At 63.0% G+C, this 16,417-nt stretch carries 14 protein-coding genes and 1 pseudogene; 10 read left to right on the top strand and 5 right to left on the bottom strand.

Annotation, left to right across the window (positions count from 1 at the left end; translation table 11 throughout):
* Positions 1–280: 280 nt before the first annotated feature.
* The 4 genes and pseudogenes from AC30NL_RS10665 to AC30NL_RS10650 form a co-directional block, all read right to left on the bottom strand.
* A complete protein-coding gene (locus tag AC30NL_RS10665) occupies positions 281–1,705 on the bottom strand; it encodes an NAD(P)(+) transhydrogenase (Re/Si-specific) subunit beta (RefSeq protein WP_489463980.1) in 1,425 nt (474 codons plus the stop codon).
* 72 nt (positions 1,706–1,777) lie between these two features.
* A complete protein-coding gene (locus AC30NL_RS10660; protein WP_489463979.1) occupies positions 1,778–2,110 on the bottom strand; it encodes an NAD(P) transhydrogenase subunit alpha part 2 in 333 nt (110 codons plus the stop codon).
* 16 nt (positions 2,111–2,126) lie between these two features.
* Positions 2,127–2,213: pseudogene (locus AC30NL_RS10655) on the bottom strand (aspartate 1-decarboxylase); the annotation flags it as partial.
* Between the two features lie 24 nt (positions 2,214–2,237).
* A complete protein-coding gene (locus tag AC30NL_RS10650) occupies positions 2,238–3,353 on the bottom strand; it encodes a Re/Si-specific NAD(P)(+) transhydrogenase subunit alpha (protein WP_489463978.1) in 1,116 nt (371 codons plus the stop codon).
* Positions 3,354–3,531: 178 nt separating this feature from the next.
* Here AC30NL_RS10650 and AC30NL_RS10645 point away from each other — a divergent pair, with 178 nt between their 5' ends.
* Positions 3,532–4,026 (top strand): NUDIX hydrolase, encoded by a 495-nt coding sequence (locus AC30NL_RS10645; RefSeq protein ID WP_489463977.1) that lies wholly within the window; start codon positions 3,532–3,534, stop codon positions 4,024–4,026.
* 42 nt (positions 4,027–4,068) lie between these two features.
* On the opposite strand, the gene AC30NL_RS10640 is transcribed toward AC30NL_RS10645, so the two are convergent.
* A complete protein-coding gene (locus AC30NL_RS10640; RefSeq protein WP_489463976.1) occupies positions 4,069–4,656 on the bottom strand; it encodes a helix-turn-helix domain-containing protein in 588 nt (195 codons plus the stop codon).
* A 124-nt stretch (positions 4,657–4,780) separates the two neighbouring features.
* On the opposite strand from AC30NL_RS10640, the gene kbl reads away from it, so the two are divergent.
* The 9 genes from kbl (at position 4,781) to AC30NL_RS10595 (ending at position 16,272) form a co-directional block, all read left to right on the top strand.
* Entirely contained in the window at positions 4,781–5,983 is a 1,203-nt protein-coding gene (gene kbl, locus AC30NL_RS10635) for a glycine C-acetyltransferase (protein ID WP_489463975.1), read from the top strand.
* Complete coding sequence (locus AC30NL_RS10630; protein WP_489463974.1) at positions 5,980–6,939, top strand: NAD-dependent epimerase/dehydratase family protein; 960 nt, start codon at positions 5,980–5,982, stop codon at positions 6,937–6,939. The genes kbl and AC30NL_RS10630 overlap by 4 nt, the downstream gene beginning before the upstream one ends.
* 55 nt (positions 6,940–6,994) lie before the next feature.
* The gene (locus tag AC30NL_RS10625) at positions 6,995–9,565 is read left to right on the top strand and encodes a DEAD/DEAH box helicase (RefSeq protein WP_489463973.1); all 2,571 of its coding nucleotides are present in this window, start codon (positions 6,995–6,997) and stop codon (positions 9,563–9,565) included.
* 225 nt (positions 9,566–9,790) lie between these two features.
* Entirely contained in the window at positions 9,791–10,903 is a 1,113-nt protein-coding gene (mnmA, locus tag AC30NL_RS10620) for a tRNA 2-thiouridine(34) synthase MnmA (protein WP_489463972.1), read from the top strand.
* Between the two features lie 84 nt (positions 10,904–10,987).
* Positions 10,988–11,653: an FMN-binding negative transcriptional regulator gene (locus tag AC30NL_RS10615; protein ID WP_489463971.1), complete on the top strand. Its 666-nt coding sequence runs from the start codon at positions 10,988–10,990 to the stop codon at positions 11,651–11,653.
* 61 nt (positions 11,654–11,714) lie between these two features.
* Positions 11,715–12,779 carry a TRAP transporter substrate-binding protein gene (locus tag AC30NL_RS10610; RefSeq protein WP_489463970.1) on the top strand — a complete coding sequence of 355 codons (1,065 nt, stop codon included), beginning with the start codon at positions 11,715–11,717 and terminating at the stop codon, positions 12,777–12,779.
* Positions 12,780–12,961: 182 nt separating this feature from the next.
* The gene (locus AC30NL_RS10605) at positions 12,962–15,433 is read left to right on the top strand and encodes an ATP-binding protein (protein WP_489463969.1); all 2,472 of its coding nucleotides are present in this window, start codon (positions 12,962–12,964) and stop codon (positions 15,431–15,433) included.
* Positions 15,434–15,754: 321 nt separating this feature from the next.
* Entirely contained in the window at positions 15,755–16,030 is a 276-nt protein-coding gene (locus tag AC30NL_RS10600) for a CopG family ribbon-helix-helix protein (protein ID WP_489463968.1), read from the top strand.
* Positions 16,018–16,272: a type II toxin-antitoxin system RelE/ParE family toxin gene (locus tag AC30NL_RS10595; protein WP_489463967.1), complete on the top strand. Its 255-nt coding sequence runs from the start codon at positions 16,018–16,020 to the stop codon at positions 16,270–16,272. The genes AC30NL_RS10600 and AC30NL_RS10595 overlap by 13 nt, the downstream gene beginning before the upstream one ends.
* The last annotated feature ends 145 nt before the right edge of the window (positions 16,273–16,417 follow it).

Below are 16,417 nucleotides of genomic sequence, written 5' to 3'. Positions count from 1 at the left end.
TTTTCCGTTTTGGGGGCGCAGGGCGGGATGCGATGCAAGGCGCTACTAGCGCCGTGTGGCGAGCCACACAAGCGAGGAGCAACGCCGCAGCGCGCCCGCCCTGCACCCCCAAAACGGGAAATTGTTTTGGGCCATGTCCTTACCGCCCATTGACAAGTTGCGAACGCCAATCGCCAAGCTTTTCTGCGCGATTGAATCCAACGTCGTCTTGCTGCCAAAGGCCAAGAGGCCGTCAGGATGCTCCTGGCGGCCTCTTGGCGCGAGAAAGGGTGGACCGCACTTACTCGATGGCCTTGACCATGTCCTCGACCACCTTCTTCGCGTCACCGAACACCATCATGGTCTTGTCCATGTAGAAGAGTTCATTGTCGAGGCCGGCATAGCCTGCCGCCATCGAGCGCTTGTTGACGATGATCGTCTTGGCCTTGTAGGCCTCGAGGATGGGCATGCCGTAGATGGGCGTGCCCTTGGTCAGCGCTGCAGGATTCACGACGTCGTTGGCGCCCAGAATGATCGCCACGTCGGCCTGGCCAAATTCGCCGTTGATGTCTTCCATCTCGAAGACCTGGTCGTAGGGCACCTCGGCTTCGGCCAGCAGCACGTTCATGTGACCGGGCATGCGTCCGGCCACCGGGTGAATCGCGTACTTGACGATGACGCCCTTGTGGGTGAGCTTTTGCGCGAGTTCGTTGACCGCGTGCTGGGCACGCGCCACAGCCAGGCCGTAGCCCGGCACGATGATCACCGTCTCCGCATTGCCGAGAATGTAGGCCGCGTCATCGGCGCTGCCGCTCTTGACGGGGCGCTGCTCAGTGGCGGCCGCCGGGCCCGAGGCCTCGCCGCCGAAGCCACCGAGGATCACGTTGAAAAACGAGCGGTTCATCGCCTTGCACATGATGTAGCTCAGGATCGCACCCGACGACCCCACCAACGAGCCCGCGATGATGAGCATCGAGTTGTCCAGCGAGAAGCCAATGCCCGCCGCCGCCCAGCCCGAGTAGCTGTTGAGCATGGACACGACCACCGGCATGTCGGCGCCGCCGATAGGAATGATGATGAGCACGCCCATCACGAAGGACAAGGCCAGCATCGCAAAGAACGCGGGCCAGCTTTCAGTGGCAACGAAGGCGAGGCCCAGGCCGATGGTGGCCAGGCCCAGCACCAGGTTGAGGATGTGCTGGCCCGGGAACTGCACCGGTGCACCCTTGAAGAGGCGAAACTTGTAGGTGCCGCTCAGCTTGCCGAAAGCGATGACCGAGCCGCTGAAGGTGATGGCGCCGATGGCCGCGCCCAGGAACAGCTCGAGCCGGTTTCCGGTGGGAATCGGGTCGCCCTTGGCGATGCCGTGCAGCAGCGCATACGGCTCGGCCACGGCGGCCACCGCGATGAACACCGCGGCAAGACCGATCATGCTGTGGAAGAAGGCCACCAGCTCGGGCATCTTGGTCATCTCGACCGTCCTGGCGCGATGGGCACCATAGGCACCACCCGCGACGAGGCCGAGAAGGACCCAGGCGAGGCCACTGACGTTGCCGCTGGCGAGCTTCACGATCAGCGCTGCAGTGGTCAGCATGGCGATGGCCATGCCGACCATGCCGAAGAGGTTGCCGCGGATGGAGGTGGTCGGGTGCGACAGGCCCTTCAAGGCCTGGATGAAGCACACGCTCGCGATGAGGTACAGCAGCGTGACGAGGTTCATGCTCATTGCGTGGCCCCTTCATCGCCGCGTGAAACGTGAAAGGTAAATCGTGAAATGTCGGCAGTGTTCATGGTCGTCTCACCCTTCACTTTTCACTGTCACAGAAGAAGCTGCCTTGGGCGGCTTCTTCCTGAACATCTCGAGCATGCGGCGTGTGACGAGGAAGCCGCCGAAGATGTTGACCGCGGCCAGCGCCACGGCAAGCACGCCCATGGCCTTGCCCAGCGGTGTGTCGGTGCTTGCCGCGGCCAGCATGGCACCCACGATGACGATGGCCGAGATTGCGTTGGTCACCGCCATCAGCGGCGTGTGCAATGCGGGCGTGACAGTCCACACGACGTGGTAGCCCACGTAGATGGCGAGCACGAAGATGATCAGATTGGTAATGGTCGGACTGACGAGATTTTCCATCGTCGTTCTCCTGGAGTTTTCGAATTTCTTTGATTGCGTTGCGCTCATCGAGCAGCACAACCTTGGGCTTGTAGCTCTTGGCTTCTTCCTCGTTCATCGGTGCTCATTTCCGCCGATGATGATGTGCTCATTTCCGCTTGACCTCGCCGTCCTGAGTCATCAGGCAAGCCACCACGATGTCGTCATCCATGGGCACGTGGAACGTACCTTCCTTGGTGATGACCAGCTTCAGGAACTCGAGCACGTTGCGTGCGTAGAGCGCCGACGCGTCCGCCGCCACCAGGGCTGGCAGATTCGTCTCGCCGATCAGCGTCACGCCGTGCTTGACCACCGTGCGGCCGGCTTCGGTCAGCGGGCAATTGCCGCCCTGGATGGCCGCGAGATCAACGATCACCGAGCCGGGCTTCATGGCCTTGACCATCTCCTCGGTCACAAGCACCGGCGCCGGGCGGCCGGGAATCAACGCGGTGGTGATGACGATGTCGGCCGCGGCCACGCGCTTGGCCACCTCGACCTTTTGTCGATCCAGCCAGCTTTGCGGCATGGGCCTGGCGTAGCCACCCACACCTTCGGCCGCTTCCTTTTCTTCGGGCGTGTCGTAGGGCACGTCGATGAACTTCGCGCCCAGCGACTCGACCTGCTCCTTCACGCTCGGGCGCACGTCGCTCGCCTCGATGACGGCACCCAGGCGCTTGGCTGTGGCAATCGCCTGCAAGCCGGCCACGCCGACCCCCAGAATCACGATGCGCGCCGCCTTGACGGTCCACGCCGCGGTCATCAGCATCGGGAGGAAGCGCTGGTACTTGTTGGCGGCCAACATCACCGCCTTGTAGCCCGCGATGTTGGCCTGCGAGCTCAGCACGTCCATGCTCTGGGCGCGGGTGGTGCGCGGCGCGGCCTCGAGCGCGAAGCTCACCATGCCAGCGCCGGCCAAGCGGTGCAGACCGTCGCGGTCAAATGGGTTGAGCATGCCCACCACGGCTGCGCCGGTCTTCATCATCTGCAACTCGCTGTGCAGCGGCGAGCGCACCTTGAGCACCAGGTCACAGCCGAAGGCCCCGGCCGCGTCGGTGATCTCGGCACCCACCGCCGTGTAGGCTTCGTCGGTGACTCTTGCCAGAACGCCGGCGCCCGACTGGATACGCAAGGTATGACCTTGCGCCTTGAGTTTTTTTGCCGTCTCGGGAGTGACCGCAACACGCGTCTCCCCGGCCGCTGTTTCGAGCGGAACCCCTATCAACATGGAAAGCCTCCTGGCGCTTTGATTTGCTATTGAACCGCGTGGCGGCCACCGGGCCGACATTCTCTGGCGAGAGCCTGCCGGGCCCGAATGTCGCGCAGCTTACACAAACTGCACGACACTCCGTCTCGTCCAGTGGGGAAGCGGAGAACTCACTTTAGGTTCAATTTAGGATTCGCCCATGGTGCAACGATGGAAACCCAATGTCACGGTGGCGGCCGTTATCGAAAAGGACGGCCGCTTTCTGTTAATTGAAGAACACACGCCGGAGGGATTGCGGCTGAACAACCCCGCCGGGCATCTCGATGCGGGGGAGTCACCGGAGCAGGGAGCAGTGCGTGAGACCCTGGAGGAAACGACGCGGACTTTCGTGCCCGATAGGCTGGTTGGGGTGTACATGGCGAGGTTTCAGCGGCCCGCCCGAGGGGAGGACGTCACCTACCTGAGATTTGCCTTCGGTGGAAGTTGTGGAGAGCCGGACGCAACTCGAACGCTTGATCACGGCATCGAACGCACGCTTTGGATGACCTTGGATGAGATTCGCGCGAGCCAGGAGCGGTTGAGAAGCGCGCTGGTGTTGAAGTGCATCGAGGATTACGCGGCGGGGCGCAGCTTCCCGCTTGACACGGTGTATTGCCATCCATCGGTGATCTATCCGGAAGTCAAACTGGGTTGAACGATGTCCAGCTGCCAGTACCAGTGCAGGCATCTCAGCCTCTCAGCCGTGAAGCACCACAAGCAAGGCCGTGGCCGTTGTTCGTCCGAGATTGCGAATCGAATGCCGCTGATCCACCGCGTAGCGGGCTGTTTCGCCGGACTTGATCCGGCTGTTGTGCGCACCGGCAGTGACCTCGAGCGCACCGGAGAGCACGCTGAGATGCTCGCGCGAGCCAGGCTCGTGCGGTTCCGAGTCGAGTGCTCCGCCCGGCTGCATCGTCAGCTCATACCACTCGAACTGCCCCGCCAAATCGATGGGACCAAGAATGCGCAGCTCGCATTTTCCATCGGAGCTTCCCAGCGAGGGCGTGGCATGTGCTTGCACCATGACGATCGGCGGCGGTTCCGGCGGCCCATAGCCCAGCAGTTCGCCGACTGAGACGCCAAGCGCGTTCGCCAGCCGCCACACCAGCGCCACCGTCGGGTTGGCTTGATTGCGCTCGATCTGCGACAGCATCGATTTCGACACTCCCGCCTTGCGGGCCAGGTTATCGAGGGTGAGACCTTGAGCCTGGCGCATCGCAAGCAGCGTGTCGCCCACGCAGGGCGGCTCGTCCGGCATGGGCGCTGAAGCTGGAGAAGTGGTCATCGCGACAATTTTTCCTTGACCTCTGATGGCGAATCCGCAATACTGAATTTGTTGTTCGATATATTGAACACGAACCGCCATATCGAACTGAATCGATTATGCCGTACAAGCACGCAAGAGAACCATGACCACCTCATCCTCGTTCTACCAGCACCTTGCCCAGGACATCCAGGGCATCCACGATGCCGGGCTGTACAAAACCGAACGCATCATCACCACGCCGCAACACGCTGTCGTTCGCACGACAGAGGGGCGCGATGTCATCAACTTGTGCGCCAACAACTATCTCGGACTGTCGTCTCACCCTGCAGTCATCGAGGCAGCACACGAAGCATTGCGCACTCATGGTTACGGGCTGTCGTCGGTACGCTTCATTTGCGGCACGCAAGATCTGCACAAGACGCTCGAGGCTCGCATCGCCCGCTTTCTCGGCACCGAAGACAGCATCCTCTACGCTGCCGCGTTCGATGCCAACGGCGGATTGTTCGAGCCATTGCTGGGTGAAGAAGATGCCGTGATCAGTGACACCCTGAACCACGCGTCGATCATCGACGGTATCCGGCTTTGCAAGGCGAAGCGCTATCGCTACGAGCACAACAATCCAGATGACCTCGAGCGCTGCCTTTTGCAGGCAAAAGCCGATGGTGCACGCTTCAAGCTCGTGTTCACCGACGGCGCCTTCTCCATGGACGGCACGATCGCGCAGCTCGACCGCATTCGCGAGATATGCGAGCGGCATGGAGCGCTACTCGGCATCGATGAATGTCATGCGACCGGTTTCCTGGGCAAGACCGGCCGTGGCACACACGAGCATCGAGGTGTGTTCGGCCGTGTCGACATCATCACCGGCACGCTCGGCAAGGCTTTGGGCGGTGCATCCGGCGGCTTCACGGCGGGACGCAAAGAGGTGATCGATCTGTTGCGGCAACGGTCAAGGCCCTATCTGTTCTCGAATACGTTGGCACCGGTGATTGCCGGCGCGTCCATTGCGGTACTCGACCTGCTCGAAGCCTCGACCGCGCTGCGCGACAAGCTCGAAGACAACACGAAGTATTTCCGCAAAGCGATCACCGAAGCTGGCTTCGAGATCAAGCCCGGCGACCACCCCATCGTTCCCATCATGGTCCACGATGCCGTGAAGGCGCAGCGCCTGAGCAAGCGATTGATGGAACTGGGCATCTATGCAGTCGGCTTCTTCTTCCCTGTTGTGCCCAAGGGTCAAGCACGTATCCGGGTGCAGATGAGCGCGGTGCATGAACGAGAGCATTTGGAGCGCGCCGTTGCCGCGTTCTCGCAAGCAGGTCGCGAGCTGGAGCTGCTGAAATGAAAGCACCCAAGATACTCATCATTGGCGCCAACGGCCAGATCGGCACCGAACTGGCCGAAGCATTGGTTGCAAGGCATGGTCACAACGCCGTGGTGACCAGCGACCTCGCGCCAGTCGGTCGCGTGCCAGGCGTCACCCACGAGACGCTTGACGTCAGCGACGCCACGCAACTTGCCGCCGTGGTCGAGCGCAACAAGGTCACGCAGATCGTCCACTTGGCCGCAGCACTGTCCGCCAGTGGCGAGAAAAACCCTCAATGGGCCTGGAACCTCAACATGGTGAGCCTGCTCAATGTGCTGGAACTCGCCCGAACGAACAAGCAGCAGATCGATCGCGTGTTCTGGCCAAGTTCAATCGCGGCCTTCGGCCCGACCACGCAGGCAGACCACACCCCACAGTCCGCAGTCATGGACCCGGCCACGGTCTATGGCATTTCCAAGCTGGCTGGCGAACGCTGGTGCGCCTGGTACCACGCAAACCATGGAGTCGACGTGCGCAGCCTGCGCTATCCAGGCCTGATCAGCTGGAAGACGGCGCCCGGGGGCGGCACCACCGACTATGCGGTGGAGATCTTCCATGCGGCACTGAGGGATGGGCGCTACACCTGCTTCCTGGAAGAAGACCAGGAACTGCCGATGATGTACATGCCGGATGCCCTGCGAGCCACCATCGACCTGCTGGAGGTCGATGCGTCCTGCATCAGCGAACGAGGCTCCTACAACCTGGCTGGCGTGAGTTTCACGCCCAGACAGATCGCTGCCGCGATAGCCAGGCGGATTCCAGGTTTCACGCTCGATTGCAAGCCCGATTTCCGGCAGCAGATCGCGGCCAGTTGGCCGCGATCGATCGATGACAGTCTTGCCCGGAGGGACTGGGGATGGGAGCCTCAATTCAAGTTGCAAACCATGGTCGACGACATGCTGGAAAACCTGAGGCCGCAGAAATTGGCTGCTTGAAATTCAACGATGCGCAGGTGTTGGTCGTGATCGGTGTCGAGTCGACAGGTCAAAAATGCTTTCACCCCCTGCGAGTTCGGAATGGCAAGCGAGAATCGCGCTCGCTACGAACGACCTGCGCAGCCGCGCCACAGTGATGCCCAACACACGTGCAACCCCCAAGCCCTCATCGAAAGCCAAGGCCGGCAAGACCGCTGCGCCTGCCGAATCTCGCGTATCGCGAACGCGGCGCCCAAAGGACCTCGACGTAGCCAGCTGGCAGACCGCCTTGCGCCGGCAGTTTGGCCGCGAGCAATCCTTCGGCCTGGAGAACCTCGGCACCGATCCTGTGTTCTCGGATTTCCGTGTTCACAACCCCGCCAGCGGTACCCGTTATCGCGTGGCGATCCGGGGCAGCTCACTCGGACAGAATTTCTGCTCCTGCCCCGACTACACGACCAACGACCTCGGCACCTGCAAGCACATCGAGTTCACCCTCGCCAAGCTGGCGTCCAGGCGTGGGGGCAAGGCAGCGCTGGCAAAAGGTTTTCAACCGGAGTACAGCGAAGTCCGGCTCGACTATGCGGGCTCACGGCATGTGCGTTTCCGTGCAGGAACGGGCTGCCCGCCAGCATTGCTGAGACGAGCCAAACAGGTTTTCGACCCGAGCGCCGGTTGGGCACTGCCTTGGGATCGGCTCGATAGTCTGGATGCGTTGGTGCGCATGGCTCGCGACGCCGGCCACGAGCTGCGCTGCTACGACGATGTATGGCAGTTTGTCGCGCAAATCCGCGATGGCGAACGCCGGGAGGCCACCCTGGTCGAGGCCTACCCGAAGGGCGCGAAGGACAAAGCACTCGCCAAGCTGCTGAAGGTCAAGCTCTATCCGTACCAGGCCGAGGGCGCACTGTTCGCCGCTCGGGCTGGCCGCTCGCTGATTGGCGATGAGATGGGCTTGGGCAAGACCATTCAGGCCATCGCTGCGGCCGAATTGTTCGCGCGCCACTTCGGCGTGCAGCGTGTGCTGGTGGTGTGTCCGACTTCACTCAAACACCAGTGGAAGAACGAATTCACGCGCTTCATCGACCGCGACTCGCAAGTCATCCACGGGCTGCGTTCCCAACGCCAGCTGCAATACCGTGAAGACGTGTTTTGCAAGATTACTCACTACGAGACGCTGGCGCGCGACGCTGACCTGATCGACGCATGGGCGCCCGACCTCGTCATCGCAGACGAAGCGCAGCGCATCAAGAACTGGAACACAGTCGCCGCACGCGCGCTCAAGCGCATCGTCAGCCCCTATGCCGTGGTGCTGACGGGCACCCCGCTCGAGAATCGGCTGGAAGAACTGATCTCGATCGTGCAATTCGTGGACAGGCATCGACTCGGCCCCACTTGGCGCCTGCTGGACGAACACCAGTTGCGAGACGACGCAGGGCGCGTGATTGGGTATCGCGCGCTCGACCGCATTGGCCAAACGCTGTCGCCGGTCATGCTGCGTCGACGCAAGGCCGAGGTGCTGACTCAGTTGCCCGAGCGGGTCGACAACCGCATCTTCGTGCCACTGACGCCCGAGCAGCGCGACCACCACGACGAGAACGGCGGGATTGTCAGCCGCATCGTGTTCCGCTGGCGCAAGACCGGCTACTTGTCCGATGCGGACCAGCGCCGCCTGCAATGCGCCTTGCAGAACATGCGCATGGCCTGCAACAGTACTTACCTGCTCGACCGCGAAACCGATCACGGCCACAAGGTGGACGAGCTGATGACGCTTCTGGAAGAGGTGCTCGAAGACCCGACAGCCAAGGCCGTTGTGTTCAGCCAGTGGCTGGGCACACACGAACTGATCGTGCGCCGCTTGGCATCGCGTGCTTGGGGACATGTGCTTTTCAGCGGCAGCGTGCCGGGAGAAAAGCGCGGCGCGCTGGTGGATCAATTTCACAACGATCCGAATTGCCGCCTGTTCCTGTCCACCGATGCGGGCGGCGTGGGGCTGAACCTGCAACATGCAGCTGCAGTCGTGGTCAACATGGACATGCCATGGAATCCGGCGGTGCTCGAGCAGCGCATCGGTCGCGTGCATCGCATGGGCCAGTCGCGCGGCGTGCAGGTGGTCAATTTTGTCGGTCAAGGGAGCATCGAAGAGGGAATGCTTTCGGTGCTTGCGTTCAAGAAGTCGCTTTTCGCCGGCGTCCTCGACGGCGGCGCTCAAGAGGTCTTCCTGCAGGGCACGCGCTTGTCCAAGTTCATGGAAAGCGTGGAGCAGGTGGCCGGGGCCATGGGCGAGGCCGATGACGACGCTGCAGAGTCGTTCGATGCGCCCGCCGCGGCGGACCTGCCACAGGGCCGGAGTAACCTGCGCCCTGCGGCCGAAATCGCAAATTCAGAAGAAGCCGACGTGGCCTCGGAGCCGCTCGACGAACAGCCCAGCACTCCTGCCGCTTCATCCGACACTTGGGCCGCGCTTCTCGAAGCCGGGGCCGCGATGTTGCAGGGACTGGCGACTGCACGTGCGGCGGGGGGTGCGGGGCCTGCCATCGCGATTGAACGCGACCCGGTCACAGGGCAAGCCAGCGTGCGTTTTCCGTTGCCGGAGCCCGCCGTACTGAAACGGCTGGCCAAGGCGTTCGAGCCCTGGTTGAAGTGACGCGTCGTCAGCCGCGAGACGGTGAACCGCTCCACCCGTCATGTGCTGGATCAGGGGTCACTATAAACAACGTGTTTTTAAAGCCACTGCCTTGTTCAGGAACGTACTGTTGAGCATGCCCACGAAAGCGAAGGCGGTGCGCAATTGGCGAAGTGCCTCAGAACCTCGGCACGCAGTGTCCCTGTGCTGCCGCTTCACGACCGGCCGTGTTCCTAAAATGCCGGGATGTCATCAGCGAAGAAGCAACGTGTGGTCGTGGGCCTGTCGGGCGGGGTAGATTCGGCCGTCACGGCACATCTGCTGAAGCAGCAAGGGCATGAGGTCGTCGCGATCTTCATGAAAAACTGGGAAGACGATGACGACGACGAATACTGCTCGTCGCGCCAGGACTTCCTCGACGCGGCAAGCGTCGCGGACGTGCTGGGTATCGAGATCGAGCACGTGAATTTCGCATCCGACTACAAGGACCGCGTCTTCGCGGAGTTCCTGCGCGAATACGAAGCCGGCCGCACGCCCAACCCCGACGTGCTGTGCAATGCCGAGATCAAGTTCAAGGCCTTCCTCGATCACGCAATGCGGCTGGGTGCGCAGAAGATCGCGACCGGCCACTACGCCCGGGTTCGCGAACGTGAGGGCCGCTTCGAGCTGCTCAAAGGGCTGGACCCGCTCAAGGACCAGAGCTATTTCCTGCATCGGCTGAGCCAGTCGCAACTGGCGAAGACGATGTTTCCGGTGGGCGAATTGCCAAAAACCGAAGTGCGCCGCATCGCCGCCGAGATCGGCCTGCCCAACGCGAAGAAGAAGGACTCGACCGGCATCTGTTTCATCGGCGAACGGCCGTTTCGCGAGTTCCTCAACCGCTACCTCGCCAACACTCCCGGCTCGATCAAGGACGATCGGGGGCGAGTGATCGGGGAGCACGTCGGGTTGAGCTTTTACACGCTGGGACAGCGCAAGGGCATCGGCATCGGCGGATTGAAGGACAGCAAGCGTGCCAAGGGCGGAAGCGAACATTCGCCGTGGTTCGTGGCGCGCAAGGACATGGCGGCCAACACCTTGTACGTGGTGCAGGGGCATGACCATCCGTGGCTGCTGTCGCAGACGCTGGTGGCCGACGATGCGAGCTGGGTCGCGGGCGTCGCACCGCCTGCGCTGTCGATTGCCGCGAAGACTCGGTATCGGCAGGCCGATGCGCCCTGCGACATTGCGCCCGGGGCGAACGGCGTATTCGAACTGGCGTTCGGTGAAGCGCAGTGGGCGGTGACGCCGGGACAATCTGCCGTGCTGTATGACGGTGAGGTGTGCCTGGGCGGTGGCGTCATTGCGGCAGCGCGGTGATTGGGTTCTTCGTCGGGTTGCCGAGACACGTTCGATGCTTCACTGAACGTCATCGGCAGGAAAGGGCCTTGGGCCGCATACTGGGTGCCACCATGTACATCCCGTCTCATTTCGAAGAAAAAGCGCCCGGACGTTCTGCACGCGCTGCTGCGCGAGCACCCCTTCGGCTTGTTGATCACGCAGCACGGCACGCGCATCGAAAGCAACGGTCTGCCATTCCTGCTCGACACCGACCGCGGCCCGCACGGCACCCTGCGCGCCCACGTCGCCCGCGCCAACCCCGTGTGGCGCGAAGCTCGAACAGATACTGAATCGCTGGTCATCTTCCAGGGCCCGCAAACTTACATTTCGCCCGCGTGGTACGCCACCAAGGCCGAGACAGGCAAGGTGGTACCCACGTGGAACTACGTGATCGTCGAGGCACGCGGCCGGCTGCAGGTGCGCGACGACCCCGAATGGGTGCGTCGCCTGATCGGCGAGCTCACGCAGCGTCACGAATCGAAGCGGGCCGCACCGTGGGAGGTCGACGACGCACCAGCGGACTACGTGGCGGCTCTCGTCCAGGCCATTGTGGGCATCGAAATCGAGCTGCTGTCGCTCAGCGGCAAATGGAAGGCCAGCCAAAACCGACCCGCTGCCGACCGCGAGGGCGTCATCCGGGGCTTGTCGGCGCTGTCGGACGACACATCACGGGCGATGGCGCAGCAGGTCAGGGAACCGGGGGCGAACCCTGTGGGCACTGGCAAGTAAACGCGTGCTGCTGCATCATCTGCCTGCCTGCCTCTCGCACGCAGGCGCTTCAGGGAGGTCGATGAACAGCTGCAAGAAATTCGCGCTTGGCGCGCTCGTCGGAATGCTGTCGCTCGTGGCGGCTTCGCCCGGATCGGCCCAGGGCGATGGCAGCGTACGGTTGCGCATCGTCGGCGGCCTTGCCGGGGTCAATCAATACACCCGCCAGGAAGAGCCTTTCTGGACCAAGGAGCTGCCCAAACTCACCGGCGGCAAGGCCACGGCCGAGATCGTGGCTTTCGATCGCGCCGGGATTCGAGGCCAGGAGATGCTGCGTTTGATGCAGCTCGGGGTGGTGCCATTCGGTACTGCATTGCTGCCCCTCACCACCGCGCTGGAACCCTCGTTCGCAGCGGCTGATCTTGCCGGGCTGAGCCCCGACATGCGGGTCGTGCGCAAGGCGGTGGCCGCATTCCGGCCTTATCTGGATAAAACATTGCGCGAGCGTTACGGCATCGAACTGCTTGCGATCTATGCCTACCCGGCCCAGGTGATCTTTTGCAACAAGCCCTTTGCCAGCCTCGCCGACCTGGCCGGTAGACGCACGCGCACCTCGAGCCCGCCGCAGGCCGACCTGATCGAGGCGCTGGGCGGCGTGCCGGTGCAAACCGCTTTCGCCGACATCATGGCGAACATGAAGAGCGGCAACATCGAATGCGCCATCACCGGCACCATGTCGGGCAACACCATCGGCCTGCCAGAGGTCACGAGCCACCTTCACACGATGGCGATCAATTGGGGCCTGTCGATCTTCGGCGCCAATGCGGGCGCCTGGAACGCCCTGTCGCCTGAGCTGCGCGCGACCTTGAAACAAGAGCTGCCCAAACTCGAAACCGCCATCTGGAACGAGGCGGAGCGCGAGACCGTCGACGGCATCGCCTGCAACGTCGGCAGCCCGTCGTGCACCGACGGTCGCAAATTCAAGATGACGGAAGTCAAGCCGGCTCCCACCGACGACGCACGACGCCGTTCCATCTTCGCCAGCACCGTGCTGTCGCGCTGGGTCCACCGCTGCGGTGCGCAGTGCGCCGAGATCTGGAACCAGACCATCGGACCCGTCGTCGGGACCGATGGTCGTGCGAAGTAGAAGGCTTCGCGCCTCTGAGAGGCTGAGAGTATTTCGATCATGCCCGCTCATCACGCCAAAAGACCCCTGCTCGTCGTTGCAAATGCTCGCCATAGCACGAGCTATGGCTGCGCCTTGCGCCTAGATCCGGCGCCTTTTGACGTGCTGCTCGGACACGCTCGAAATACTCTCAGCCTCTAACCATGGCCTTGCCTCGCCGCGCTCGAGCTGTCATCTGGGGCGTCGTTCTGCTCTTCGTCGGGGCAGTGCTCGCCGCCACGGCCAACCTCTTTTCGCGTGGCGAGCACGACGCCATCGCAGAAAGCGAAGGCAAGGCCACCCGCTTCGTGAGCGGCGCCGAGGCCGCACTGAATCGCATGCTGCTGGGGGTCGACGTTCTGCTCGCAGGGACCGATGCCTTGCTGCGGCCGGCAATGCGGGCCGGCGAAACGCTGGACGCAGCGCTTGCAAATCGTTTGCTGCTGGAGGAGGCCGGGCGCAACCTGCTGGTGCGTGACATGGCCCTCCTCGGCGAGGACGGCGCGGTGCTCGCCGCCGCACAGGCTCACAGCCAGCGCATGGGCGTCGACTTGCCCAAGGGCTTCGCGAAGGAGGTGTTCGCCCAGTCTGCGCCGCAGCTGGCAATCAGCGCGCCGGTCGTGAATTTCGCGACCTCCGAACGGGTCGTTTACTTCGCACGAACGGTGAGGGTCAGCGGCGGGCGCCGTGCCATTGCGGTGGCGGAGGTGCCGGTGAACCTGATTGGCACGGTGCTCGCGCAGGCGATCGAAATCCATGGCCTGGTCGCCACCTTCGAACGCGAAGACGGCCAGTTGCTTGCAAGCGTGCCGCCCGACGAGCGGCTGATGGGGCAAAAGCTCGCCCCGCCGCTCGATGCGCGCAACGCCACCGGAACACCCATGCGCATGGGAAGCCGACTGAGCGGGGAGCCGGCCATCGTTGTCGCACGGCCCACCTTGTATCGGTCGCTGCTGATCGCGGCAAGCATTCCGATTACCGCAGCGCTTGAAGCGTGGCGTTCGGATCGGCGCGACATCGCGCGCGTCGCCGCAGCATTCATCGTCATGTTCCTCGCGGCCGGCGGCTTCAGCCATTGGCATATCGCACGCCTGGCCGGCGCGCGCAGCGAGGTGAGCCGCGCCAAGGCCACGCTCGACCAGGCTCTGGGTTCGATGGGCGACGGCTTCCTGCTGTGCGATGCGCAAGACCGCGTGATCGCCTGGAACCGCCGCTACCTCGAGATCTTTCCGTGGGTGCAGGACGAGATCGCGGCCGGGGTGCCGTTCAGACGTCTCGCCGAGTTGATGGCACCTGCCATGACGCCCGAGAGTACCGATGCAGACCGCGAGGGCTGGGTCGAGCGGCGCATGGCCATCCACAGCAGCGGCAACGGCATGTACGAACAGGAACTCGCGCACGGCATGGTGGTGCACGCCATCGAGCGACGCACGCCCGAGGGCGGCGTGGTAAGCGTGACACGCGACATCACCGCCGCCGAGCGGGCGCTCGCGCGAGCCAAAGCGGCGGCGGAAGCGGCGAATGAATCGAAGTCGCAGTTCCTCGCAGCCATGAGCCACGAGATCCGCACGCCGCTCAACGGCGTGCTGGGCATGAACGGTTTGTTGCTCAACACGCCGCTCACGTCCGAGCAGCGGCGTTTCGCCGAGCTGATCCGCAGTTCAGGGCAGACCTTGCTGACCGTCATCAACGACATCCTCGACCTCGCGAAGATCGAAGCGGGCCGCATGGAGCTCGAGATCGTTGAGTTCGATCCGAGAAGCATGCTCGACGAGGTGGTGTCGCTGCTCGCGGTGCGAGCACAGGCCAAAGGCCTCACGTTCAACCTCAAGCTGCCGCCCGACCTGCCCGAGTCGCTCGAAGGCGACCCAAGCCGTCTTCGGCAGGTGCTGTTCAACCTGATCGGCAACGCGCTCAAGTTCACCGAGCAAGGCAGCGTCGACATCGAGCTGTCGCATCGCCCGCTGCCCGAAGGAGTCGTCGAACTCACCATCGCCGTGCGCGACACGGGCATTGGCATCGCGCCCGACGCGATGCCCAAGCTCTTCGACCGCTTCATGCAGGCCGATTCGACGACCGCGCGTCGCTACGGCGGAACCGGCCTGGGCCTGGCCATCAGCCACGAGATCGTCGACCTGATGGGCGGTCGAATCGAAGTCGACAGTGCGGTGGGCGTGGGCAGCACATTCCGGGTGGTGGTGCCGATGGCACACGGCAGGGGCGGCAGGCTCGCTGCGGAGTCCACGATGATGGGCCTGTCCGACATGCCGGGGCTGCGCATTCTGGTGGCCGAAGACAACGGCGTGAACCAGATCCTGATCAAGGCCATCCTCGACCAGATGGGTCACTTCAGCGACATCGTGGCCAACGGCATCGAGGCGGTAAGCCAAGTGCAAAGCGCGCAGTACGACCTCGTGCTCATGGACATCCAGATGCCCGAGATGGACGGCGAAGCCGCAACCCGTGCCATCCGTTCGCTGGGCAACGGCGTATCGTCGATTCCCATCATCGCCATGACGGCCAATGCGATGGTCGAGCATCGTCAGGCCTACCTCGCCTGCGGCATGAACGATTACGTGTCCAAGCCGATCAATTCAAAGATGCTCGCCGCAGCGATCACACGGGTGTTGCAATGAAGCGCTGAAATCACTAGCGTCGCGTCAAGCCACAAGTGTCGGTTGATCGCGCCGCTGCCGGAGCGCAGTGCAAGGCGCGCCGACGAGTCATAGCCGTCGCTATGGCGCGGAGGCGCAACGCCGCAATGCGCTTCGAGAGCAAGCGAGCAGCCGGCATTTGTGGCTTGGCGCGACACTAGATTCGGGAAAGCGGCCCGCTTATGAAGCCCGCGTCCGTTGGGTGGCACCAGCGGCTCTTCCGGAAAACGATCGTTTGACGGGACAGGGGCAGCAGCAAGGCTACAGTATCACTCGGTATTACCATGTGATAGTAGGTCCGTTATGGCAACCTCCCTCAAGATCGACGCCTTAAACTTAAAAGGTCGCGTCCAGCACCTCGCCAGCCAACGCCGCCGCTCGCCACACTGGATCATGCTCGAAGCCATCCAGCAATACGTCGAGCGCGAGGAAGCCCGCGAGAGCTTCAAGCAGGAAGGCTTGGCATCCTGGGCGGCCTATCAGGAAACCGGCCGGCATCTTACAGGCCAGGAAGTTCGCACTTGGTTGAACACCTGGGGCACCGAAGACGAAAGGGCGGTGCCTGAGTGCCGCAAGTAGTCGTCACCGAAGCCGCGGCGGCAGGCTTGGAGCGGTGCCGGCAGTTTCTGGCAGCCAAGGCCCCGGAAGCCGCCCGGCGGGCTGGCCAAACCATCGAGCGGCAATTCCTGCTGCTCGAAACAGCACCTGATATTGGCCGGCCGTTCCCTGATATGCCAGAGCTGCGCGAGTTGGTGATTGCCTTCGGGGATTCCGGCTATGTGGCCCTGTACCGCCATGAGCCGGCCGACGATGCGGTGTAATTGGCATTCCGACACCAAAAAGAGGCGGGCTACTGATGAGTATGAACGAATTTCGCCGGCTGGCTACAGGATGGATCAGCGACTACGCTTGAGCGCGGCCATCAGGCTTTGCGTGCGAGTAGCAGCCTGCACGTCTTCCAGCCTC

It is taken from the genome of Rhizobacter sp., from assembly GCA_021153565.1.
Lineage (GTDB): Bacteria > Pseudomonadota > Gammaproteobacteria > Burkholderiales > Burkholderiaceae_C > Albitalea.
Note: the sequence above shows the minus strand (reverse complement) of the source record. Positions and strands in the feature narration are given on the sequence as shown.